Here is a 23,677-nt window from a genome sequence, read left to right as displayed (position 1 = left end):
AATGGGCGCAAGCCCAGGGGAAGAAAGTCGCAGCAACGGCGTTGCGCTCAGACGATCGAGGCGAAGCCGGTCTTCGGCCAGATCAAGCCATCAATGAGGCCACGTGCGTCCGTGTGCTGAACCGCAATCTCGGGGGAAGACGTGCGTATCTCGGTTGTATTGAACAAGGGGTCGGAACGATCTGGTGCAGAAAGAGAAACAATCTGCTGCAAAGGACGGTATCGTCTCCGAAGGAATGATCAAGACAGGTTGCTCCGCCGACAGCTGGGTAGGCGGTCGAAATGGTCGCGGCTCGGTTGAGGCACTCCGAGGAACGCTGCACCCTCCCCGCTCAGGTTCAAGCAATCCTTCGTTCAACGTGCCGATCTAAGCGAACCTGTTCGACGAAGGCGGTGAAAGGTCATGCCCCGCGCGTGGCGGCCGTAAGATTTGGCTGATCTCCACCGCCGCAGCTGGCTCGAACCGGCGGGCCTCCGCAAAAACGGTCAGGCGCGTACAGGCCGTGCCGCCGATGCAAACCGCCGCCAAGCAAGCGAAAACCTCGCGCAATCGGTCGACCTTCGATTGATCCTGAACTGATGATCCGGATGCTGTTGGTCGGGTATTGCTCCGGCATTCGTTCGGAGCGGCGCTTGTGCGAAGAGGTCCATCTCAACCTGGCATACCACTGGTTCTGCCGCTTGGGCTCGATGGTGCCGTGCCCGATCATTCGACTTTCTCCAAGAACCGGCATGGGCGCTTCCGCGACAGCGATCTACTGCGACGGCTGTTCAAAGCCATCTTGCGCCGCTGCATCGACGAGGGGCTGGTCGGCGGAGAAGGTGGCACGCGCTGGACGTTGTCAGCAGGCCAATCTCGGGCTTGTCCCACAGCGCTCGTCATTAGTTGCCCGCTGCCGGGGCGGCCAAGACCGCAGCCGGTAACGGCACAAGACCCCCGCTCGTGAGCAGTGCGTCGGGCTCGCCGGGCCGCGGCTTCCGGCCGATAACCAGCGCAAAGTGCGGAGCGGTAACGGGGATCAGCTTTGCATTCAGCCGGCCTTGGGTGACGACGGCGATAGCGTTTTTGAGGTCCACGCTCAAGGTACTCAGGCCGACCGTCGTGTCGATCATGGGCTTTTCGAGCTTGACTGGCCAATGCGCAGTTTCCAGCGCGTTCTCGAAGTCGGCCTGCAGGTCGCCGCACTTTGCATCGTCCGCGCAGAAAATCGTGACGTTCGCGCTCGGCAACGCCTTCAGCAGCACGCTGAGTGCGTCAATCTCGGCTTGGGTAAGATCCGCCCAGGTGGAAGCGAGTGCACGCTGAGCAGCCTTCGAGCCAGCATCGAGCGTGGTGATGTGCGTGACTGGGGCGACCGGGGCAGCCGAGCGGTGCATGGCATAGCCGACGCCGCCCGCAGTCGCCGCGGCGAGCGCAACGGTAAGGGCAATCTGGGACCGAGTAAGCGACATGGGATTTCCGATCAGTGCTGCTTTTGCTGCGGGATGCCCACGCATTCCAGCTCGGAGCTTTTCAGCCGCTTCGGGAACGCGTTGAGCATGTCGGCCTTCAGGGTTTCGCAAGGGCCGAGACAGGCCACGGGCCGAGCAACTGCATCTGCGGCGAGCCGGACAGAATAACGAACAGCGACCACATGACGGGGGCGGACATGGCGGCTCCAAATGATTTGGGAAAGCAGTAGGAACGATCGCGGCCGAGCGGCGTAGAACGGAATGGCGTCGCGCTCCGACGTCAACAGGGCCCCAGCTCTTTGTGCCGTCGTCTCGACTCCCGGAGCTGGGGCCTTCGAGGGCCTTTTATGGGCGGGAGATGGACTTGCCTCGGCGCGGCAGCCTGAGTCCGATCAAGGGCTTAGCAGCCGACCCCTGAAGCAGTGCCCGCTGATGATCGAACCGGGTTCGGTCGTACTGAGCCTTGTGGCGCGGATATGCGCGTAGATCGGCGAATGTCTCGCTCGAAATGCCCGGAGATTCGTCCAGCCAACAACGGTCGATCAGGGTGCGGCCTCAGCATCACGGCCTGAATTCGGCAGCACGTCTCAGGTCCGATCTCGAAAGCGGACATTCAGTCGGACAGCCAGCATGGGCTAAGGCGAATAACGGACATACTAGGGGCGGATGCTCAGGCCCCTGCGCCGCATTTGGCGGCGCTGCGAAATTCTTAGCGACAGGAACGACCCGGTATCGGCCGAGTTAAGGCGACAAAACCCGCTTCTGAGGAGGACACCGTGGCCCGCGCAACAGCTCATCCGGATCATCACTGCATCTCAAGCGAAGACATCCAAGGAACCGAGGTGTATGGAGCAGATGGAAATAATATCGGTGAGATCGATCATCTCATCATCGACAAGGTGACAGGTCGTGTAGCTTATGCCGTCATGAGTTTTGGCGGATTTGTTGGATTAGGCCACAGCCATTATCCCATCCCATGGAGCGCTCTGACATATGATACGTCGCTTAATGGTTTTCGAACCAATATCACCGAACAACAGCTGAAGGATGCGCCTGACTTCAGTGATGACGCGTGGCAGAATCGAGACTGGGAAACGCGCACCCATCTGCACTACGGGTCGTCTAACTACTGGTGACCGGGTGGGCCTAATACGCTAGGCAGCGTCAATCACCAGTGCCAAGCGTCCGCCACGCACCCTGCTGCGCCGGCCAGAATCGGTAGGCTATGATAGCAGACCTCCAATTCAATTTGGGGTCTCTAGGACGTGCCTCATAGTCGCCGGGCATCCGAACACCTCATGTGCGCTTCGTCGGTTTTCACCAACTTAGAACAGGGCTAGTCTACCATCCTTAGCCGGGGTCATGCCTCCAATGAAAGCCCGACTAAGAACACTCCATCAAGATGGCGAAGGGAATGACGTTCACCCGAGGGAGGGAAACATGAAAATGCATTCACTCATCGTCGCGTCAGCGCTTGCAGTGGCGTTGGCCGTACCGGCGCTGGCACAGTCAAATACCATGCGCCGATACGCTCAGTTCTTCAAATACTCGGATACCGCCGTGAAAGCGATGACGGAAAATCCGCAAGATCGTTCGGCCGCCGTAGCGAAGCTGTTCGAGGGGTTCGGCGGCAAGGTCGAGGCTAGCTACTGGTTTCCGGGAAATTTAGAGTGGGACGGAATGCTTATCGTCCAACTCCCAGACGAGGTAACTGGCCAGGCCATCGCCCTAACCACCAGAGCTACCGGCAACTTTACTAGGAACGCGTCCGTGCCACTGATGAATGCGGAGGAGTACAAGGCGGCAATGGACAAGGCAAAGAGCGTCAAATCTGGCTATACCGCGCCCACGGCAACTAAATAATGACGAGACTCGCCGTTCGGCGGCGTCAGCTGCGTTAACAGGGGCGTCAACCTGGCTGACACCTTGAATCTTTAACTAACCGATCCCGGCATGGCGAAGTTGCTCAGCGTCTCTCTTCGGGACGCGATACCTTCACCAGTCGCGAAGCTGATCAAACTGATCCGGTTGGTGCACTTAACGCCGGAAGATGTCCCGGCGGATTGAGGTCGGCGGCGCGGAAGGCCCAAGCCCGGCCTATGGCTCTCGGGCTCGCCTCACGGCGTAATGAAAAGGCGATCCGTGCTCGGCTGCGCCAGAGCGTCGCCGCCGATGTGGTGTGGCGCAGCGGTGGAAGTCCAGCGGGGCAGGATTTGCCGTCCTGCCCGTGATGGCCGCCGCGCCGAATTGGAAAAGGAACTCCTACGAGCGCAATTTGTTTTGGGTTTCGGTGATATTCATGTCGCCCTCAACACGCAGTTATCAATCGCCCGCCTGATAGTCCAACAGCCGAGGCGGCCCGCCGGGATGGGCCGGAATACCTATATATTGCATCAGGTCCATGTTGCTTGCGATAGGCACCCAGCCGCCCTTTGGAATTTCCGGCACCCCCCAGAAGCGGACATTTGACGAGCGGTCGCCATGTCTCAAAAGTGCCAGAGGTCGAAATTCGTACTCTACGCGATGCGCGTCTCTAAAAAGAAGTCTGCGTCGGGTTTGACCAATGAGTTCATAGCTACATGCAGCGAGTTTACTTTCTCGCCATGCTGTTTGACGTATTCGTACGCGGCATGCTCCCGCTCCAGGTCGGGATAGACGAGTTCACCTCGATACGTGAAGGCCGGTAGCGTTTTGCCAAAGCCGTCCAGCGCCTCGCGGCGCATAACGCGATAGCCCGTGGCAAACCCCATATCTATGAAATGCTGGAAAAAGGCGTGCAATCTCGGCAAAAATTCTTTTTCACTCACGCCGTCCCGCAAAGCAAATACGCCACTGAAGCAAACTAGCGAAATTTCCTGCATCTGGTGTCCCGCGTGTTTTCCTTGCCAACGGGAATTCTACAAAAGAATGCAATTATGTCGATCTGGGCGTTATCACGATGTCCGAGTAGGGTCATTCGCTACCGGTCCCTCGTCGCCGGGCCAGACGCGAAGTCCGTAGTGGCCCGAAAGCTAACCTGGTTCCAACGCCCTGGCTCATGCTTCTCGCCCTCTTTAACCGAGGAGTATGGCCATGCAAGATCAAGAGAACGCGACCGTCGCGTCCCATAAGCGAGTGCCTTGGAATAAGGGCAAGGTGACCGGAGCAAAGCCCCCGTTGCGCCCCAAGCACGTTTGGTCGATCCGGACAAAACTCCAGATCGAAGGTCGTGCTCGGGACCTCGCCGTGTTCAACTTGGCGATCGACAGCAAGCTGCGTGGCTGTGACGTCGTAGCGATTAAGGTCGAAGATATCGCCGCCAGCGGATACGCAGCGGATCGGGCAACGGTCTGACAGAAGAAAACGGGCCGGCCAGTCAGATTCGAGCTGAGCGAACAGACCCGCCAAGCAGTCGATGACTATTTGAAGGTTGCCAGCAAAAGACCCGGGGAGTTCTTGTTCACTGGTCGTCGCGGTGCCGAACGCAGTATGACGACGCGGCAATATGCTCGTCTCGTCTCGGAATGGATAGGCAGCGTTGGACTAGACCCTAGGCTTTTCGGGACGCATTCGCTCCGGCGCACGAAGGCTACCCTGATCTACCGTCGCACCGGCAATCTCAGGGCCGTCCAGCTTCTGCTTGGCCACACCAAGATCGAAAGCACCGTCAGATATCTCGGGATCGAAGTAGACGATGCTTTGGCAATAGCGGAACAAGTTGATGTCTGAAATACCCGGGCAGAGAGCGGACATGCTCTGCCCGGCCTCCAACAGCCGGTTTGTGCCACGAGCCGACGTGAGCAGATGCAGCAAGACCCACGCTTACTCGATCACTTCGTCGGCAGCCGCTTGCAGAGTCTGTGGCACTGTGAGTCCGAGCGCCTTGGCGGTCTTGGCGTTGACCACAATTTCGAACTTGACCGGAGACTGCACCGGAAGTTCGCTCGGCTTTTCGCCCTTGAGGATGCGATCGGTATACGAGGCCGCCCGACGAAATTGATCGAGCCGGTTACTTCCGTAAGACAGCAGGCCACCGAGTTCGGTGAAGAAACGGAACGGATAGACAGTAGGGAGACGGTAGCGAGCAGCCAGCGAGGTGATCTCCTTGCCATGGCCGCTCATGAAGCTGTCCGACATCACGATCAGGCCAGTATTCGGCTCGCGCGCCTGTGCGGCAACGACGGCTTCGAGCTCGGACGTGTCGTGGACAGGTGCGGCGATCGCCTCCACAGCTAAGGACGCAGCGGCGGCTTTGAAAGGAGTTAAGTAATAGTCGGCATAGGTCGCCGTTGCCGGGTTGAACAGGATGGCGGCTCGGTTGACGCGCGGCGCGATCTCCTTGAGTAGCTCCAGCCACTTGGCGGCCATTGTCGGCTCCATATTGACGAAGCCGGTGACATTGCCGCCTGGCCGCGGAAAGCTCGCGACGAAGCCGCTGCCGACCGGATCGGTGATGTTCGTGAAAACGATCGGAATGGTACGTGTCTGTCGCAGCAAAGCCGCAGTGGTTGGTGTGTGTGGCGAAAGAATGAGGTCCCAGGTTGCAGCGCGACGAGTTCCGTCGCAAATCGTTGCATCGCCTTTACGTCGGACGCTGCCCAGCGAATGTCGATCCGGATGTTGCGGCCCTCCGTCCACCCGAGCTTCTGGAGTCCCTCGCGGAACGCCGCGACGTTGGCCTGTCCTTCCAGATTGCTCTCGGCAAACGCCATCAGCACGCCGATGCGCCGCATCCGCTCGGACTAGGCGGCGAGCGATCGCTGCGACCGCCTGACGCATTGCTGACGTAAAAAAACGGCCGCAGGGGCCGGGCTGAACTAATCTGTTGCGCAAGAGGAGAAAACTACCCTTCACGTGGCGGCGGTAGACCATCTCGGCGCGGTTTTCAATAGTAGAAGAACTAGGGCCGCCGCAGGATCGTTGACGGGGGGCGACGGCACCGCGGTTCGTCTGTCAGCCCCCGGTGCCGTCCTTCATGATGTAGCCCATCAGGTCGTCCACGTTGTGCTCCAAATCCCGGATGATGTCCTTGACGACGTCTCCGATCGAGATCACGCCCACGACCTTGCCCGCGTCCAGCACTGGCAGATGGCGAAAACCGCGCGCACCGTTCATTTCTCCTGTCCGCATTGCTTGAAAGTCTATCGAGCGACGCAGGAACGGACGGCCGTAGAGTGTCCGGGAGAGTATTATTATTGCGGGAAGTGCGGTACGCCGGTTCATGATTGGATCGGGTTCTATGTTTTTTCGAACTGGAATCCGGTGATCAAGAACGTGCCCAACGGCAGACGGTTTTGGTAGGTTGTCTGCTTGCCGCCAACTCGGGTGTTGAGAACGCCGGTTGCGCTCCCGCCCAATCGAAAGGAGAGCGGTGCGATGGAGCAACCCTCTTCCAATCCTGATCAGACCGCGTTCGCACAGGCAGAAAGGCTGCGCAAGGAAGCCCGTGACACGCCTCCAGGTGTTTGCGTTGACCAGTGCTCCGTAGAGCGCAGCAACTTGAAGCCGCCGCCCGTGTGCAGGCTTTGCTGAATGCGCCCGGACGAAAACCTCCTACCCCTTCTTAGCATTACGACGGTCCACATCCCGCTTATGCCGCCAAACAGGGCTCCGGTGGCTTCTCTTTGAGAGAGGTCGTCTCGACGAGCGCCGAGACCTTGAGGATTGATCCTTCACTATCGCGCACTTCGACGGCAATGCGCCCCTCTGAGTGGCGGGACGTCAATTCCTTAACTGCTTCACCGATGGATTCGAGCGCTTCCTTCCGCGCGATGGCAGCGCTCGGCAGTTCCTCGCCAGCGTCGTCGATAAGGATGCCATCGGCATCGTGGAAATCAAAGTAGAACCTTGCCATTATGGGCATATAGGTTCTGCCGATCATCCTTTAAACTTAAAATAATTGTTGGATGTTGCCAGCTTGTTGGTTTGGCAGGCCAACGAGGCACGCCGCTGGTTCCGGGCTGGCCTCTCTTCGAGTATCTGGCTCACGTCAGGCTCTTCGATGCCGTCAGCGCGAACACACTCACATGGCATACCTGCTCCGCACTGACATCCCAAGTCTTCCACCCAAGCACAGTGGGGATGGTTCTCGCATACCCAGCCAATGCCAAGGCAGATCTTGCAGTCAGGATCGATCATGAGACGAGTTTAACCGGCTGATGTCGGTACGCGTCGATTGCGCAGTTTGAAAGGATGAGCCTGCGCCGTTCTCCGCACCTGATCATGCCGATGATTTCATCGAGCAGAAAATTCGCAGACCAATTTGGGTCCCTGAGTTCACCGGATTTCTCAAGGACACTCCAGGCAATCGCGAAGGACTGCTCTACTAGGTCAGTGTCGGTCATAGCCGAGAAAACGGCCGTTCAACCGATATGTTCCTACAGGCCGGTCGCTACCGCGTTTCCCGTGAGCAGATCACCTGAACCAACTCCGACTTCCCGAATTGCCTGATAATCTGGAGGTGCTGATGTCGAACTTCGTGATCCTGTTAGTCGAGGACGATGCGCCCCAGCGTGAGGCATTCGCCAACCTTCTGAAGGATGAAGGATTTGAAGTGATCGAATGTACTACCGCCGAAGCTGCGGAATTGATCATCGCGTCAAGTGGTACAGAATTGCAGGCACTCATCACCGACCATAACCTAGCCGGTGCAATGTCCGGGGCGCAGCTTGCTCAATATGCCCGCAACCGGCATCCGCGTATGAACGTCATCATTATGTCCGGCAAGATCGTGAACCCTATCCCGGTCAACACCACGTTCTTGCAAAAGCCCTTCACTGCCGCGCAGTTGCTGGCAGCAGTCCGCGATTGAGAAGGGTGGAACCTCGCTCCAGAGACCGCGAGCATACCCCACGCCTTTAGTCACACCGCCAATTCCTTGCGGATGGCGGCGGCTGAATTTCCGACCTTGGCGACAACTCTCTGCAACTCGTCTTTGGAGATGTTGAGGTGCTTGGTCCAGTAGTGAACTTCATGGGCTTGGTTCATATTGATTTTGCTTCGGTCCGGCTGGTCACGTTTGGTGAGGCTGTCCGTCATACCGCTTTCCCCGTCGTTCGCCGTCGCGCAACACGGTCTGGCCCTCGCAGATAGCGCATGCCCTCAACTGCGAGCGTCGTTTCGTTTTCACCCATTCCGGCCAGATGCGCAGCCAGCCGTTCGCGGGTGGCTTCGGCTTCCTTTGCCGTGAGGTTCGCGATCATCGTGTAGGCGTACATTACTCGGTCGATGGCTTTCTGCATTTTTCGATTCCTTTTGCGACTTCAACTCGGGAACAATTTTTCTGTTCCTATGTTGGGAACGAACTAAGGGAGTACGCCCATGGACCGCGTGACACGCTGTTTGCACTGCGGGAAGCGAATGGTGCCGATGCCTCATTTGAGCGGACGCACAGAGTTGAAGTGCCTGTTCTGCGATAAGCTAGACCCGTTGGAGGTGACCACGGCGAACAAATGGGCTGATGATAGTCCGCTCGCCACTCCTATTTCCGAGACAGCCCCTTAAACGAACTGGCCCGCAGCAAGCCTTCTGAGGTTATGTCCCGGTATTCAACGTCGGCATAGAAAGTGGGTTCTAACCAAGTCGCCTTCGGCTTCCTGATGGGTCTGGTTAGCTTTGACTTCGGGCTGACTACTGTGTCGAGTTGTTTCCTGATCTGGCTGGACACGGTGCGCGACCACCCAGTCCCGACCTTCCCCATGTAAACAAGGTCTTTGCCTTCCTGTTTGCCGAGATATAACGCCGCGACACCGCTAGGGTCTTTGACAAATCCGACGACAGGAAACTTGCCGGTGTGGACGGCCTTGATCTTTAGCCAGTTCTCGTTGCGCTCCGAACGGTAGGGAGCGTCTGCCCGCTTTGAGATGATGCCTTCCCAGTTCAACTTGGCAGCGTGTTCAAACATCTGTTGGCCATCACCGATCAGGTGTTCGGAGAACAGCACCGGGGGCGGTGTGTCGCTTTCACAAAGCAAGTCTAGCAGCGCCTGCTTTCGCTCGATCTGCGGTAGCTTGCGGAGGTCACCGTCCCGCCACAACAGATCGAAGGCGTAGTAGACCAGTCGGTCCTGCCTGCCCGCCGCAAGTTCGGCCTGCAACTCAGAGAAGTTGGTTCGCCCATCGTGGACAACAACGACCTCGCCATCGATGATGGCTTCACCGGGTATGTCTAGTGCGGCGGCAATGGTCGAGAACCGTTTCGTCCAGTCCAGCCCGTTGCGGGTGTAGACCTTCTTCCGACCACGGTTGGCATGAACCTGGACACGGTAGCCGTCATACTTGATCTCATGAAGCCACTGCTCACCTTTCGGAGCCTTGGCTTTCAACGTGGCTAGCTGGGGCTTAATGAACCCCGGCATGGCAATACGCTTCGACACGACGCAAACTCACAAAACAAAATGCCCGCCGTGTTTGGGGGCTACAGCGGGCATTCTTGCCTACTTCATTGGGATCCCGAACAATCAGGGGACGTGATCTTTCCTGCCACCACCAATGAGGCGCTACGTCATGTAAAAAAGGATGTACACCGTGGCGACCGCAAGGATGACGGTCCACACACCCCAAATGATCATCAGCCAGTCGGGGTTTCGCATTCTGCACCCCAATCCTCACGGTGAAGCGCGAGCATCAGGTTCCGAGTTGATCTGGATCAAAGTGCGGGGACGCTAAGGCACGTCTCGCTTCCCACCGCAACCAATGCTGTAGGGCTTGTGTTGAGGAAGTATTCGCGGTTGCCGATCGTACCGATCGAATCAATGGCCGAAAGCCGCCAAGGGCGGGATCGATGACACCGTGGTCCTACGGAGTTTTCGACCCCATTAGAAGATTGTAGCTTGGGTCTAGCCAGCGCGGCTAATGGCCATACTGGGGGCTGAACCCGTTGTGGCAAGGCCCGACGTGTGTCGTCTCACAACGTCATGCGTCGGGCCACCATCAGATTCAGTAAGATAGCGTCCAGTGTGATGGACATCCCATCATGTTCGCGGACTGGGTTGAGGTGTTGGCTGCGACGTTTGTGGCGTGACGGGCTGTTGGGGCGTCACGATCTGCGGCTGATTACTATCGGCGTGGGGTATGCAAGTGCCCACGTTACCTAGCAGTCGCTTTGCTTGCATATCCCGTGCCCTCCTGTACTCCCGCCGCCGTTCAGTATTGGCCGCAGCAGAGCGATCCCACGCATCGAATGCGTCAGCATAGTGCTGGCGCATCTGCTCTTCGGCGGCCATACACTCACTAAACTTGTCGAATACCAAGTCGGTGTTGACCGGCGTCACGCCGCCAACAAGAACTACGAGCATCCACTTCATGGCTTGGCCCTATAGGATGAGGATTGGGTTAGCACCAGCCCTTCTTCCAGTGACCCGGCGGACAATGGTGACCTCTCCACCCGACCTTCCGACCACGGCTCCAGCCATAGTGGCGATGGCCATGACCTCGTCCCCAACCGTGTCCATGCCCATGCCCGTGCCCACCTTTCACTTCGATCAGATCCGATCCGCTGATCGCACCCGAACCAAGCGGTGCGATTGGCATAGCGGTGCTGGGCACAGCAAAGATTGCCGAGAGCGATACCGTTGCAACAAAGATGATCTTCCGCATGTCGAACCTCGCTGAACCGGGATAGTTCAACTGGGAAAAAGCGGCAATGTTCCGCAGTCTTTCGGACCACAGCGACACCGGCTGATCAGGCCGTCGCTCGTTACGTCGAGCAACGCCTGAACGATCCCGCTGCTGGTCCGGTAGGAGACGACCACCGCGCCGTCGTTTATCTGCAACTCTTCTAGCTCAAGCGTAGGGCTTTCAACGAACCACCACGGCCAGCCAGTCCAATAGGGTCATCAGCCCTCAAAAGACGTTTGGCACTGCCGTCTGGCCCGTCGTAGAGTGCGCTGTGGGTTGGATTGCGGACTATGGTGCAAGAGCGGCCAGTCCCGGTCGGACGCAGGTTGGCGGCGATAGTAGCCGCTGACGTGGCTGGCTATTCGCGCCTGATGCATAATGACGAAGAGGCAACCCACGCCAATCTTTCGGCGCTCCTCGCGGACAGCATCACGCCCGCGATTGTGGAACACGGCGGCCGCATCGTTAAGAACACGGGCGACGGGTTCTTGGCGGAGTTTCCAAGCGCGGTGGAGGCGGTTCTGTACAGTTTCAGACCCGCATCAAGGAGCTTACAGCCGCCGATGCGGAAGACAGGCGTATTGCTTTTCGCGTGGGCGTCAATATCGGTGACGTAATCGCTGAATCCAACGACATCTTTGGCGACGGAGTTAACATCGCAGCGCGGGTGCGGTGGTTGTGATTGCGGCCATGGCGGCGGCGGATGCGGCGGCGGCCGTGGTTGCGGCGGTGGTGGCGGCGGGTTCGGCGGCTTCCGTGGTTGCGGTGGTGGCGGGTTTGTTGGCGTCCGTGTTTGTGGTGATGGTGGGTTTGTTGGCGTCCGTGCTTGTGGCGGTGGTGGGTTTGTTGGCGTCCGTGGTTGTGGTGGCTTCCGTGGTTGCCGTGGCTTCCGTGGTTGCGGCGGCTGCGGGTTCGGCATCGGGTTCTATGACGACATCGGGTTCGATGACGAGGGTGATGGTGGCTGGGGATTCGGTGGTTGCGGGTCGTGCGGGTTGCGCGGGTTGCTGCGGATCGTGGGGAGCGTGCCGCGTGTGCTAAGTCCCACGACCTAGACCATCAAAACACCAAATGGCCACGAGCAAAACTAGGGAGCGGCGCTCAATTTGCGCTGCGAAAATTCTGAAGGGCGCACGTCTCACAAAACGGAAGTCATCCCGCGCCGACGGCATGTCCGCTCTACCCCCGAGTATGTTGCTAAGACACGAGGCGACACACAGACCGACATCCGGATGGAGCCTGTAGACGCTGCCGCCACTCACCAAGAGCGCGTCCACCGCTACAAACAGAGCAGTGCTCCGCCGAGCCTCGTCCATATCACTCGGCGCGATTAAGGTCGTGAATGACCGGCCGAAGGCCGCTTGCGGTTAGCTCCAAAGTAGCCAGTGTGATAGGCAGCTTGAAACGCCGTGGCCCGGCGCTTCCAGGATTTAGATAAAGCACACCGTCAATCGTTTCGATCCGCGGTCGATGAGAGTGGCCGGAAACGACCACGTCAATTCGGCAAACTGCTGGATCGATCTGCAGTTGCTGAAGGTCATGCAAGACATAGAAGGAGCGCTCGCCGAGTCGTACCAGCTGAGTGTCGGGATAACGTTTCGCCAAGTCGCCGGTATCGACGTTTCCTCTGATCGCAGTGACAGGCGCGATCCGACGGAGTCTGACGAGAACGTCCGCGCGACCTATATCGCCAGCGTGGATGATATGCGCCACCCCGGCAAGCCCTTGCTCAGCTTCGGGCCGCAGGAGCCCGTGGGTATCCGAGATGATTCCAATCTTCAGCACTACGCAGTATCCCTCGATGCGCGGCGAACGGCGTGTTCGACTATCTCGATCACGCATAACACGGCTAGGGTCAGGAACCATAAACTAAGCTACACGCGGGTTTGCGATGGACGCCGGCCGGCCAGTTATCTTTCTTCTTACAGAAAGACAAATGAGTGACCATAAGGGCGCGACTCTGATCTATCCAATCCCACTAGACGCCGCGACGCTTATTGCCGACACAGGCGTCCTAGTTGCTTCGTTGCGCGGTCCAATATCCCGAGCAGCGCCCACCTTCTGCGTGGCCGATCCAGGTCCCGCCGCCTGAGTCTCGCGTCAACTTTCCCGAACCTGATGCGTATTTGTCGTGGACCGTCACCGACGCGCGAACCGCGCCTGATCTTCCGACATGCCCGCTAAACTTCACTATATTGGGATGCGTTACAACGCCGTCGCTTATGTTCACTGAGAAATTGTAGGTCGGATCGCAGCTTCCGTGTTGCGTGACGAAGACGAGATTCCAGGGACCGTCGTAAGAGGTTCGGGCTTCGGCTGCCGTCGCCAGCATAAGGCAGGCACAGCCAATGACATTCGCGATCAGTCGCTTGTTCATGATGTTCTCTCCAGAGGATTGGTTGATGTTCAGTTAGGCAGCAGTTGTAGGTGTCGGGCATTGTTGTATCTATCGTAGCTGTTCGTCGACCATCTCCTTTCACCGCGCATTTCAACATGCGCATTTCGGCGGCTCTACTCGGCCGTCCAGCCGCCGTCGATTGAGAGGTTGGCGCCGGTAATTTGCGCGGCGTCTTGGCTGCACAGGAACAGCGCCAGCGAAGCCACCTGCTCGGCCGTGACGAATTCCTTCGTTGGCTGGGCCGCGAGCAGGACGTCGTTGATCACCTGATCCCTCCTCATGTTGCGCGCCTTCATCGTGTTCGGGATCTGCTTTTCCACCAGCGGCGTCCAGACGTAGCCGGGGCTGATGCAGTTGCAGGTGCTCTTCGACCGGGCGAGCTCCAGCGCCACCGTCTTGGTGAGTCCCACGATGCCATGCTTGGCCGCGACGTAGGCCGACTTGAAGGGGGACGCGACCTGCGAATGCGTCGAGGCCGTGGTGAGGATACGGCCCCAGCCTCGTTGCTTCATGCCAGGAGTAACGGCACGGATCGCATGGAATGCGGAGGAGAGGTTGATTGCGATGACCGCGTCCCACTTTTCGACCGGAAACTCCTCGATTGGCGAGACATGCTGGATGCCTGCATTGTTGACCAGCACGTCCACGCTGCCAAACGTTCTCTCGGCAAACGAGATCATGTTGGCGATTTCCATTGGCTCGGCCATATTCGCGGGCGAATAGATAGCCTTCACCCCGAAATCGTTCTCGATTGCATTCCGCGTTTTTTCGACATCGGCCGGCGCCCCAATCCCGTTCAGCACGATGTTGGCGCCAGCACCCGCGAATGCCCGCGCATACGCGAGACCGATGCCGCTGGTCGAGCCGGTCACGACTGCGACTTTACCTTTCAGAATATCCATTTCGCCTTTCCTTGTTGATCTGTGACGGTCTTGCGGCTGGACGCTGGGCTGCTTCTGGGCTCGCGCAGCCGATCGCGGTCGCCCATCATGTGACCAGGCTTCTCTCGTAGCTCCGGAGCGGGCGTCGAACCGGCTGTTGCAGATAGTCATGAACGACCTTGCCCAGCCCCAGGGTAAGGTCTGCGCGGATGTGAATCGCGGACACGATCTCGAGAACCGGCAAATCGGCCACGGGAGCCAGGGCGTGGGGCGCCAGCGCGAGTGCCGCGGGTCCGGTCCACGCTCCTTTCAAGACAAGTTGCTCAAGGTGATATTCGACAAGCTCGCAGATCCGCGGACTGCCGTCGACGTGCGGAATTATCTTGAGAAGGAAGTTCGGCTCCTCGAGAGCGGCCTTGACTTGCGCCAGATCGGCTTCGCGGTGCTTGTATCCCATCGTGCCAGTTGCTACCCGCAACGGACCGTAATCCAGAGTGCCGACGAGCGTATCGATCTCGGTCCGCAACGTCGGCTGGCCGAGCTTTTTCGGAAAGCCCCAGAGCTCCCGGCCGCCCGCGATCGGTCCCTCATCGTTCAGGAACATGCAGTGGGTATAGCCGCCCCTGCGACCGCGGAACGACACCGGGATGACCTGGCCGCTCTCGGTATAGTCGCCAAAGCCGTTGGAATCCGGCATGCGGATAAATTCGTATTTGACCAGCGCGCCGCGTTCATCAAGTTCGAGCGGAGCCGGAACGACCGATCGCAGCTTCGCCGGGTCGGTACGATACGTGATGATCAGGTATTCGCGGTTGACGAAGCGATACGGTCCCGGCGGATAGGCCGGATTGGTGAGCGGCATCGCGAACGCCCGCCTCACGACTTCATTTTCACGCATTTCAATTCTCCTGTGACTGGGAATAACCAGCTGGCCTATTCGCGACCATCCTGCTCAAGATCGAACGTGGAGACACCGTCCGCACTGGTTGGGCGGGCCAACACCTCGGGATGACGAAGGGTGCGTAATGCATCGTGATAACCGGCGCGCCAATGATCCTGCATCGAGAGGCGGGAAAACTCGTAGTCCTTGGAGTGGCCTTCGTAGTCGCGCGCGCGATAGATCAGGTGGACGAGGCTGTGCACGTTGTGAGAGGCAGCCGTCCTGAGTAGCCTGACGTCCTCTTGCTCGCGCAGATCTTCTGGCAGCCTGCTCAAGAGAGCCGCAAGCTCCCGCTGCAGCCGGTGCAAGCTCTTGAACTGGTCTGTGCTCGCTCGCGTGCGGCTCGAGTATTGAATCTCCTTTTGACGCGTAACGACATCGGCCATATTGCGCGGAATTTGGCCGCGCGCGCTCCAGAGATCGACCTGAAACACAAGCGTGTCTTGACGGGCGCCACACTCGATCACCCACTGCAACGGAGTGTTGGATACGAGGCCGCCATCCCAATAGTGTTCGCCATCGATCTCGACCGCCGGAAAGCCCGGCGGCAGCGCCCCACTCGCCAGGATGTGCTCGGGCCGAATCGTATGGGTGGCAGTGTCGAAATAGACCAGATTGCCGGTCCTCACATTGACGGCACCTGCGCTGAACCGCGTCATGCCGGCGTTGATGCGATCGAAATCGACGAGGCGCTCCAGCGTCGTCTTTAACGCGCTCGTGTCGTAGATGCTGGTGGCGGCAAGCGTTCCGCCAGTTTGCAGCCATGGCGCCAGTGGCCGCGCAGAAAAGAATCCGTTCGCGCCAAACACCGCCGCAAAGCTCGCATTCACTTGATTGAGAAGATTGCGGGTGTGATCGCTAATCATCAAATCGGTGAACGGCGCGTCCAGCGTCACTTGCGTCCAAAACTCGCGGAGCCGGTCAACGCGGGAATTGGGAGGATTGCCCGCGATAATTGCAGCGTTAATCGCGCCAATCGAAATGCCGGCAATCCAATCGGGATGGATGTTTGCTTCGGCCAAGGCCTCGTAGACGCCTCCCTGGTAAGCCCCCAGAGCGCCTCCGCCCTGTAAGAGCAACGCTATGCAATCGAACGGCGGACGCCGGTCGGCGGCCGTGAGGTGTGGTCGGGGCTGAAAGTTCATGGTTCTGTGCTCTTGGCTTACGATTGCCCAAGTCCGCGTTCTGTCCGAAGCGGGTCGCAGCGGGCTTCACGATCCGATTTAATAAACTATATCGTATAGTTTTATATTTGCTTCGTCAAGCGAGCACGTTCACGAACGCTGCGAGTGATTGAGCGTCCACCTTGTCGTTGGATTTTGGCGGCCGGCCTCCTACTCGGAATTGAATGCGGAGGCGCAAGGCTGTTGCGTGCGGTTCGCAACCGGCTCGACACGCTGACGCAACGCCAAAGTCTGCTTCGACGTCGCGCAGCTGCGGTGAACGAACCGGTCTCAGTCACGAGCACCAGCGAAACCAACTTACGATATCCAATGCAGCGTTCGTCGGGTGAGGTCCGCCCTGCCCGAATTCGTCTTAGCTAGTTGCAAACCAGAACGCGTCGGTGGCGACTGTAGGCGTAGTAGCAGTCGCTATCGGAATAGTTGCCGTCGTTCGAGCTGCCATAGGCATAGCCGGCATAGGCTCCAGGGGCGTAGGCCGCACCATAACCGTATCGCCGCCCGCCATAGCCATGGCTGAAGCTTCCGGAACGGCCGTAGCTGACCGATGCAGAGCGAGCCTGGACCGAGCGTGCAATCGCGGGTCCGTCACGACGGCCGGCACGGACGCCGCCCAGCGCCCCTAGTTCGCCGCGAGGACCGGCGCCGGCGCCGAACCGGGGAGCCGGACCGCCGAGGCCGCCATGGGCGGCTCCGCCAAGCCCCATGGAAGGTGGACCGGCGAATGCGGGAGGGCCTCCAGCCGCGATCGGAGGAGGACCGCCCGGCCCCAGGGGAGGCGGACCGGGGAATTGCGCAAACACCGCAGTCGGAGCCAATGAAATCGTTGCGAGCATCACGCTGACGGTCAGCGTCAAGAGTGTCTTTCTGGACATTGTAGTCTCCGTTTCAGATTTGCGTTTCAAGGACCGGCACCGGCGCGGCCGGCGCGAGAGGCGGGTTCGACGAATGGGTGTCGTGCGCCGGGTCAACGGCCTCTTGCATTGGCCGGCCATCGTCGTGAACAGGGTGGATCTGGAACCACGCCACATAGAGCGCCGGCAGGAACAAGAGCGTCAGCAGCGTGCCGACGATGATGCCGCCCATCATCGCGTAGGCCATCGGGCCCCAGAAAATCTCGCGCGCGATCGGAATCAGCGCGAGACTTGCGGCGGCGGCCGTCAGCAGGATCGGCCGCATGCGATGCTCGGTCGCTTCCACGACGGCATCCCAGGCCGGGCGCCCCTCCTTCCTCAGATCCTCGATCTGCACGATCAGGATCACCGAGTTTCGGACTAGGATGCCGATCAGTGCCAGGACGCCGAGGATGGCGACGAACCCAAGCGGCGCGCCGCTCGGCAGCATGGCCATGACGACGCCGATCACGGCAAGCGGCGCGACCGCAAACACCAGGAACAGGCGATGGAAGCTCTGCAGCTGAATCATCAGGACCGTGGCCATGACGAACAGCATCAGCGGAACAACGGCCATGATCGGCGACTGGCTCTTGGCGCTTTCCTCCACGGCGCCGCCGATCGCCACCGAATAACCCGCCGGCAGTGTTTTGCTAAACTCCGCCACCTTCGGCGCCAACTCGTCCATGATCGTCTTCGGCTGGACGCTCGTGGCGATGCCGGCCTTTAGCGTGATCGTGGGAATCCGGGCGCGCCGCCAGATCGTCGGCTGCTCGATCTCATAGCGCAGATTGGCCACGGCCCCGAGCGGCACCGACTGCCCGCCCTGCCCGCTCAACTGCAGATCCCGGAGCGTATCGATCGAGCCGCGATCGACCGCGGTCGCGCGTCCTGTGACGTTGACGAGATAGATGCTGTCGCGAACCTGTGTGATCGGGGTGCCCTCGAGCACCGAGTTCACGGCCGTGGCAATGTCTTCCGACGTCACGCCGAGCTGGCGGGCCTTGTCCTGGAGAACGTCGACCTTGACGACGCGCGCAGGCTCCATCCAGTCGAACACGACGTTGCCGAGATCGGAGTGGCTCCGGACGATGCCGGCGAGTTGCTGCGAGAGATCCCTGACCTTCGCGATGTCTGGCCCGCTCACGCGGTATTGCACGGGGCGTCCCACCGGCGGGCCGACCTCGAGCAACTTGACGTAGGTGTCGGTGCCCGGAAACGTCTTCCTCAGATATTCCTCGAATTTCGCCTTGACGAGGTCGCGCGCCTTTATGCCGCCCTTGGTCACGACCACTTGCTGGCCGAACCATGCATTGGCCGTCTGCACGTCGAACGACAGTACGAACCGCGGCGCGCCGGTCCCGACATAAGTCGACCAATGCTCCACGGAGCCATTGCCCTGCAGCTGTTCGCGCTCGAAGCGCGCCATTTGTGCATTGGTATCTGCTATCGAGGCATTTTGCGGCAAGTTCCAGTCGATCACCAGCTCGTCACGGTCCGACGAGGGAAAGAACTGCTGCTGCACGAAAGTCATGCCGAACAACGCGACGAAGAAGGCTGCAACCGTCACCCCGACGGTGATCCAGCGATGATGCATGCAGACGAGCAGCAGGCGCGCGAACATCTGCGCCAGCCGGCCCTTCTCCCCGTGATGCCCCTTCATCTTTGCGGGCAGAATGGTGACGCCGAGCAGCGGGGTGAACAGAACCGCGACGATCCACGATACGATCAGGGAGACCGCAATCACCACGAACAGGGTGAAGGTAAATTCGCCGGCATTGCTGCTGTTCAGCCCAATCGGGATGAAGCCCGCGACGGTGACCAGCGTGCCCGTCAGCATGGGGAAAGCGGTCGACGTATAGACGTGGGTCGCCGCTTTTTCCAGGGGATCTCCGACCTCCAGCCGGGCCACCATCATTTCGACGGCAATCATGGCGTCATCGACCAGAAGGCCCAGCGCAATGATCAATGCACCAAGCGAAATTCTCTGCAATGAAATGCCGGCATAGGCCATCACCACGAAGGTGATGGCGAGGACCAGCGGGATCGCAATCGCGACGACAAGCCCGGCGCGCATGCCCAAGCTGAGAAAGCTGATGGCAAGAACGATGATCACGGCCTCGAACAGCGCCTCGGTGAAGCCCGACACGGCATGCTCGACGACGACCGGCTGATCGGCGACCAGATGAACGCCGACGCCGATCGGCAGGTCGGCAATGACCTTTGACATTTCCTCCTTCAGCGCCTCGCCGAAGTGAAGCAGGTTTGCGCCGGACTTCATGCCGATGGCGAGCCCGATTGCAGGCTGGCCGTTGTACCTGAACAAGGTCTTGGCCGGATCGGCATAACCGCGCGTGATGGTCGCGACGTCAGTTAGCGGAAAGAAGCGGTCGTTGATACGGAGATTGACCGCGTTCAGGCTTGCCTCCGACGTGAACCGGCCGCTCACCCGCACGCTGATCCGCTCGGGCCCGTCCTGGAACACTCCGGACGGCGCGACCGCGTTTTGCCCCTGCAGGGAGGCCATGATCGAGTGGACGTCGAGGCCAAGGGCCGCGACCTTCCGGGTGGAGAATTCGAGGTAAATCACCTCGTCCTGCGTTCCCAGAATGTCGACCTTACCCACATCCGGCACGGTCAAGACCTTGGCGCGGACGTCCTCGACCTTGTCGCGCAGCTGACGCTGGGTCAAACCGTCGCTGGTGAAGGCATAGATGTTACCGAACACGTCGCCGAAGCGATCGTTGAAGCCCGGCCCGATCACCCCTTGCGGGAATTCGCCCTTGATATCTGCGATCATGTTGCGGACGCGGACCCAGGTCGGCTTGACGTCAGCCGCCTTTGTCGTATCGCGCAGATAGACGAATACGGTAGTCTGACCCGCGACCGTCACGCTCTTGGTGTAGTCGAGGGATTCCAGTTCCTCGAGCTTCTTTTCGATCCTGTCGGTGACCTGGCGCGTCATCTCTTCCGGCGATGCGCCCGGCCACTGCGCCTGGATCACCATCGTCTTGATGGTAAAGTCGGGATCTTCCTGACGACCAAGCTGAAGGTAGGCAAAGAGGCCTGCCGCCATGAAGGCGATCATGAAATACCAGACGAGAGAACGGTGGCGGAGCGCCCAGTCGGAAAGGTTGAACGACTTCATGGCTTCTGATCCTGTTCGATACGGACTTGTTGCCCTTGCTTGAGGCTGTGGATTCCGGCGGTCACGATGCGCGCACCGGGATAGAGCCCTTCGGCGACGCGAGCACCTGCACGGTCACCGGCGAGATCGACCTTGTGCAGCGACACGGTGCTTGCAGGCTGATCGACGACCCAGACGAAATTCGCGCCATCCCTGGCGAGCACCGCTGAGGCGGGGACGCGCAATGTCGGACTTTGCGCTTTGCCGAGCTTCGCCGTAACGGTCGTGCCCAAGCGGAAGCTTTCAGGAGGTTCGTTCAGGGCGATGCGGACTCGCCGCAGGCGCGTCGCGGGATCCGCCTGCGGGGCGATCTCGCGAACCCTGCCTTCGACCTGCACGGCGGGGAGCAGCTGCAAGCCGACTGTGAATGGCAAGTCAATTTCAAGCGGCACCGGGAAATCCTCCCCGATATCGACCACCGCCTCCCTGATGTCGGGCCTCGCAACTGTCACGACATTTTGGCCTGGAGAGACCACCTGTCCGACTTCTGCGCCCACCGCGGTGACGACGCCGGCGAAATCGGCCTTGATCTGTGCATAGCTCCGTTGCTCCATCGCCTTGATCAAGTTGGCCTGTGCGTGCGCCACCGACGCAGCGGCGCCGGCTCGCGCCTGCTCGGCATTGTCTAGTGTCTGCTTTGTGGTGGCATCGGTTGTGATGAGGGTTCGCTGCCGCTGCTCCGTCGCCGTTGCAGTCGCCAGCTGCGCCTCGGCCTTCGTAAGTTCAGCCTTGGCCGCGCGTACAGCGAGCTCAAGGGCCGTGAGGTCGATCGTGCCGACCGTCTGTCCCTCGCTGACGAGGTCGCCGACGGAGACTGGACGCGCGGTCAGACGTCCCAAGACGCGGAACGCGAGATTGGTCTTGTACTGCGGCTCAACAAGGCCAACGGCGACGATGCCGTCTGTGCGGCTCGGCTCAAGGACCATCGACAGCACGGGTCGCCCGGGCTCCGGTGCTTTCGTCTCCTGCTGGCATCCAGCGAGTAGCAGCGTCGACGCAAACGTGCCGGCTGCAATCATGGCGCGCCTCTTCATGACGGGTCTCCCTCATATGTCACGGCCTGGCCAACGCTCAGCAGCTTGCCGCCATCGATAACGACGCGCTCACCTGGCTCGAGGCCTGCCTTGATCAGCACTTCACGGGCTTCATAACCGGCAATCGTCACCGGCTTGAGCGCGGCCGTTTTTGTCTCCGGATCGACGGTCCAAACCGCAGGCTTCGATCCCGCCGCCGCCAATGCACTCCAGGGCAATGCGATCTGCTGCTGGGCGCTCGCTTTGACGGTTCCTGCAACGGCGCTTCCAAGCGTCATCGCGGCCGATGGATCATGGATGGCAACCTTGACGCGGATGGTCGCGCTCTTCGCGTCAATCGCAGGCGAGACTTCCCTGACATGACCGATCGCCGTCACGCCTGTGTCGGATACGAGCGCCAGCGATACGCGGCTGTCATCGAGATCGCCAAACAAGAGGGATTCGTAGATGTCAAACACGGCATCGCGTTCCCCGTCCTGCGCCAGCGAGAAAACGGGCTGCGCGGCCTGTACGACCTGGCCGACTTCCAAATTGCGCGCGGTGACCACGCCTGCCGCTTCTGCGCGTAGCGCGGTATAGCCAAGGGCGTCTTTCGACGTTCCGAGCTCCGCTGTTGCTGCTTCAAGCGCACCTTCTGCGGTTCGCAATCCTTCCTGGGCCTGATCGTAGACCGTCCGCGTGGTGAAACCGCTTGCGATCAGCGCCTTCTGCCGTTCGAAGGTTACCTTGGCCACGCGCAGCTGAGATTCTACGGCCAGCACTGCTGCGGACGCGGCATCGACGTCGGCCTGCTGCTCGGCCGTATCGAGCAGAGCCAGGACGTCGCCAGCCTGGACACGGGCACCAACGTCGACATAGCGTGCAAGCACACGTCCGCTGACGCGGAACGAGAGGTCGGCGCGAAAACGGGCCTGGATTTCGCCGGTCAGGGTGACGAAGGCTTGTCGGTCCCGCGGCTGCACGATCTCCGTGCGCACGATCGCGGCGTGCGTGACGGGAGCAGCGGCGCGATCTTTGCAGCCACTCAGCGCGATTGCGACGAGCGCGGCCGACAGGACGCCGGCCCCCGTCAGCTTGCCTTTGCGGGCAGTTCCAACGATTTCAGTTTGGTCCGTATTCTGTTTCATGACACTTCCATGCGGTGACCAGGTGACAACAACTCGCCCAGCACATCCGCCGCTGATCGGGCAACGGCCGGTTGGGCTCCCCGAGGCGGATTCGGATCTGGTCGAATTGCAACGGGGCGGCTGTCCCGGTCCGGAGAGCTTGCTCCAAGCGTCGAGGCATCGGATGGGATGACTCTCGAGCGGCGGGGCGACCGCATGATGCGACGCTTCGCGATCGCACCGTTCGCCTGCCGCTCGCGCGCTGACAGCGGAAACGAGAGAACGACGGATGTGAAATCTGCGCCGAAGCCGTGCTCAACCCGGCCGGCGAGACCCTTGGCAAGGTCATTGCTGATCCGAAGTCCGCGCCCCGCAGCGCCCCGTGCCGACCGCGACCCATTATCCAGGACGACGCAATTCACCACCGCGCCAATTCGTGACAGTTTGATCCTGATTTCTCCGGTCCGCGCGTCGAAGCACGCATGTTTCGCGGCGTCGGCTACGAGCCCGTGGACGATCAATCCGAGCCGCCGGCATCGCTCGGGCTGGAGCGGAAGAGATTCGGTGGCGATTGCCAGCTGGATATTCATTCGATCCAGCAACGAACGGCGCATGGCGCTGCCCATCAAGCGGATATATGTCGCGGCATCGATCAGCGCCTTGCCCCTGGGCATTGCGAACGCCTGTTGCACATCGGAATGACCACGCAACAGTTCGACCACGTCGCTTAAGGCGCGCTTGGCCTCCGCCCCCTCAACCCGGACGGCCGCCGCCGAGACCAGGTTGATCGCCGAGGCGAGTCCACTATCGATCCGGTAATTCAATTCGCGCAGCAGAATGCCCTGCTCCACGATTGGCGTGTCCGGCCTGCACACACTCACGGTGATCTCCTCTGGTTGTCCGGATGAGCGGCGGCCGAACGCATGTGGCGGCCAGCCGGTCATCTGGATGAGCTGTCGCAGTCCCAGCAATCAAAGCCGTCTGCGGTCTATTTACACTAAACCGTATAT

Annotated in this window: 19 protein-coding genes and 4 pseudogenes; 6 read left to right on the top strand and 17 right to left on the bottom strand. The window is 60.0% G+C overall.

The window, feature by feature from the left end; translation table 11 throughout:
• Positions 1 to 548: 548 nt before the first annotated feature.
• Positions 549 to 823 (top strand): annotated as a pseudogene (locus ACVWVY_RS17945) (transposase); the annotation flags it as partial.
• Positions 824 to 881: 58 nt separating this feature from the next.
• Here ACVWVY_RS17945 and ACVWVY_RS17940 read toward each other — a convergent pair.
• Complete coding sequence (locus ACVWVY_RS17940; protein WP_456627620.1) at positions 882 to 1,496, bottom strand: hypothetical protein; 615 nt, start codon at positions 1,494 to 1,496, stop codon at positions 882 to 884.
• 731 nt (positions 1,497 to 2,227) lie between these two features.
• Here ACVWVY_RS17940 and ACVWVY_RS17935 point away from each other — a divergent pair.
• Together ACVWVY_RS17935 and ACVWVY_RS17930 are read left to right on the top strand one after the other, a co-directional pair.
• The gene (locus ACVWVY_RS17935) at positions 2,228 to 2,587 is read left to right on the top strand and encodes a PRC-barrel domain-containing protein (protein ID WP_456627619.1); all 360 of its coding nucleotides are present in this window, start codon (positions 2,228 to 2,230) and stop codon (positions 2,585 to 2,587) included.
• Positions 2,588 to 2,891: 304 nt separating this feature from the next.
• Complete coding sequence (locus tag ACVWVY_RS17930) at positions 2,892 to 3,314, top strand: GYD domain-containing protein (protein ID WP_456627618.1); 423 nt, start codon at positions 2,892 to 2,894, stop codon at positions 3,312 to 3,314.
• Positions 3,315 to 3,967: 653 nt separating this feature from the next.
• Here the strand turns inward: ACVWVY_RS17930 and ACVWVY_RS17925 are convergent.
• A complete protein-coding gene (locus tag ACVWVY_RS17925) occupies positions 3,968 to 4,312 on the bottom strand; it encodes a DUF6614 family protein (protein WP_456627617.1) in 345 nt (114 codons plus the stop codon).
• A gap of 211 nt (positions 4,313 to 4,523) precedes the next feature.
• Here ACVWVY_RS17925 and ACVWVY_RS17920 point away from each other — a divergent pair.
• Positions 4,524 to 5,159 (top strand): annotated as a pseudogene (locus ACVWVY_RS17920) (tyrosine-type recombinase/integrase).
• 93 nt (positions 5,160 to 5,252) lie between these two features.
• Here the strand turns inward: ACVWVY_RS17920 and ACVWVY_RS17915 are convergent.
• The 3 genes and pseudogenes from ACVWVY_RS17915 to ACVWVY_RS17905 all read right to left on the bottom strand — a co-directional run bounded on the left by ACVWVY_RS17915 (position 5,253) and on the right by ACVWVY_RS17905 (position 7,311).
• Positions 5,253 to 6,068 (bottom strand): ABC transporter substrate-binding protein, encoded by an 816-nt coding sequence (locus ACVWVY_RS17915; protein ID WP_456627616.1) that lies wholly within the window; start codon positions 6,066 to 6,068, stop codon positions 5,253 to 5,255.
• Between the two features lie 315 nt (positions 6,069 to 6,383).
• A pseudogene (locus ACVWVY_RS17910) lies at positions 6,384 to 6,530 on the bottom strand (CBS domain-containing protein); the annotation flags it as partial.
• Between the two features lie 490 nt (positions 6,531 to 7,020).
• Positions 7,021 to 7,311: a DUF6894 family protein gene (locus ACVWVY_RS17905; RefSeq protein WP_456627615.1), complete on the bottom strand. Its 291-nt coding sequence runs from the start codon at positions 7,309 to 7,311 to the stop codon at positions 7,021 to 7,023.
• A gap of 585 nt (positions 7,312 to 7,896) precedes the next feature.
• On the opposite strand from ACVWVY_RS17905, the gene ACVWVY_RS17900 reads away from it, so the two are divergent.
• On the top strand, positions 7,897 to 8,241 hold the full coding sequence (locus ACVWVY_RS17900) for a response regulator (protein ID WP_456627614.1): 345 nt from the start codon (positions 7,897 to 7,899) through the stop codon (positions 8,239 to 8,241).
• Positions 8,242 to 8,291: 50 nt separating this feature from the next.
• Here ACVWVY_RS17900 and ACVWVY_RS17895 read toward each other — a convergent pair whose 3' ends face one another.
• The 3 genes from ACVWVY_RS17895 to ligD all read right to left on the bottom strand — a co-directional run bounded on the left by ACVWVY_RS17895 (position 8,292) and on the right by ligD (position 9,804).
• Positions 8,292 to 8,468 (bottom strand): DUF3606 domain-containing protein, encoded by a 177-nt coding sequence (locus ACVWVY_RS17895; RefSeq protein WP_456627613.1) that lies wholly within the window; start codon positions 8,466 to 8,468, stop codon positions 8,292 to 8,294.
• Positions 8,465 to 8,671, bottom strand: a complete 207-nt coding sequence (locus ACVWVY_RS17890; protein WP_456627612.1) for a hypothetical protein — start codon at positions 8,669 to 8,671, stop codon at positions 8,465 to 8,467. Before ACVWVY_RS17890 ends, ACVWVY_RS17895 begins: the two co-directional genes overlap by 4 nt.
• A gap of 239 nt (positions 8,672 to 8,910) precedes the next feature.
• Entirely contained in the window at positions 8,911 to 9,804 is an 894-nt protein-coding gene (gene ligD / locus ACVWVY_RS17885; protein ID WP_456627611.1) for a non-homologous end-joining DNA ligase, read from the bottom strand.
• 1,533 nt (positions 9,805 to 11,337) lie between these two features.
• Between ligD and ACVWVY_RS17880 the strand changes: the two are divergent.
• Positions 11,338 to 11,717, top strand: a pseudogene (locus tag ACVWVY_RS17880) (adenylate/guanylate cyclase domain-containing protein); the annotation flags it as partial.
• A 647-nt stretch (positions 11,718 to 12,364) separates the two neighbouring features.
• Here the strand turns inward: ACVWVY_RS17880 and ACVWVY_RS17875 are convergent.
• The 9 genes from ACVWVY_RS17875 to ACVWVY_RS17835 all read right to left on the bottom strand — a co-directional run bounded on the left by ACVWVY_RS17875 (position 12,365) and on the right by ACVWVY_RS17835 (position 23,611).
• Positions 12,365 to 12,832: a metallophosphoesterase family protein gene (locus tag ACVWVY_RS17875; RefSeq protein WP_456627610.1), complete on the bottom strand. Its 468-nt coding sequence runs from the start codon at positions 12,830 to 12,832 to the stop codon at positions 12,365 to 12,367.
• Positions 12,833 to 13,558: 726 nt separating this feature from the next.
• Positions 13,559 to 14,347, bottom strand: coding sequence for a 3-hydroxybutyrate dehydrogenase (locus ACVWVY_RS17870; RefSeq protein WP_456627609.1), 789 nt, complete (start codon positions 14,345 to 14,347; stop codon positions 13,559 to 13,561).
• 85 nt (positions 14,348 to 14,432) lie between these two features.
• Complete coding sequence (locus ACVWVY_RS17865) at positions 14,433 to 15,224, bottom strand: acetoacetate decarboxylase (protein ID WP_456627608.1); 792 nt, start codon at positions 15,222 to 15,224, stop codon at positions 14,433 to 14,435.
• Positions 15,225 to 15,259: 35 nt separating this feature from the next.
• Positions 15,260 to 16,411 (bottom strand): DUF3734 domain-containing protein, encoded by a 1,152-nt coding sequence (locus ACVWVY_RS17860; protein WP_456627607.1) that lies wholly within the window; start codon positions 16,409 to 16,411, stop codon positions 15,260 to 15,262.
• A gap of 395 nt (positions 16,412 to 16,806) precedes the next feature.
• A complete protein-coding gene (locus ACVWVY_RS17855) occupies positions 16,807 to 17,322 on the bottom strand; it encodes a hypothetical protein (protein WP_456627606.1) in 516 nt (171 codons plus the stop codon).
• Positions 17,323 to 17,335: 13 nt separating this feature from the next.
• Complete coding sequence (locus ACVWVY_RS17850; RefSeq protein WP_456627605.1) at positions 17,336 to 20,488, bottom strand: efflux RND transporter permease subunit; 3,153 nt, start codon at positions 20,486 to 20,488, stop codon at positions 17,336 to 17,338.
• Positions 20,485 to 21,561, bottom strand: coding sequence for an efflux RND transporter periplasmic adaptor subunit (locus ACVWVY_RS17845; protein WP_456627604.1), 1,077 nt, complete (start codon positions 21,559 to 21,561; stop codon positions 20,485 to 20,487). Before ACVWVY_RS17845 ends, ACVWVY_RS17850 begins: the two co-directional genes overlap by 4 nt.
• A complete protein-coding gene (locus ACVWVY_RS17840) occupies positions 21,558 to 22,688 on the bottom strand; it encodes an efflux RND transporter periplasmic adaptor subunit (RefSeq protein ID WP_456627603.1) in 1,131 nt (376 codons plus the stop codon). The genes ACVWVY_RS17845 and ACVWVY_RS17840 overlap by 4 nt, the downstream gene beginning before the upstream one ends.
• Entirely contained in the window at positions 22,685 to 23,611 is a 927-nt protein-coding gene (locus ACVWVY_RS17835; RefSeq protein ID WP_456627602.1) for a sensor histidine kinase, read from the bottom strand. The genes ACVWVY_RS17840 and ACVWVY_RS17835 overlap by 4 nt, the downstream gene beginning before the upstream one ends.
• Positions 23,612 to 23,677: the final 66 nt, after the last annotated feature.

Source organism: Bradyrhizobium sp. URHC0002, assembly GCF_054059515.1.
Note: the sequence above shows the minus strand (reverse complement) of the source record. Positions and strands in the feature narration are given on the sequence as shown.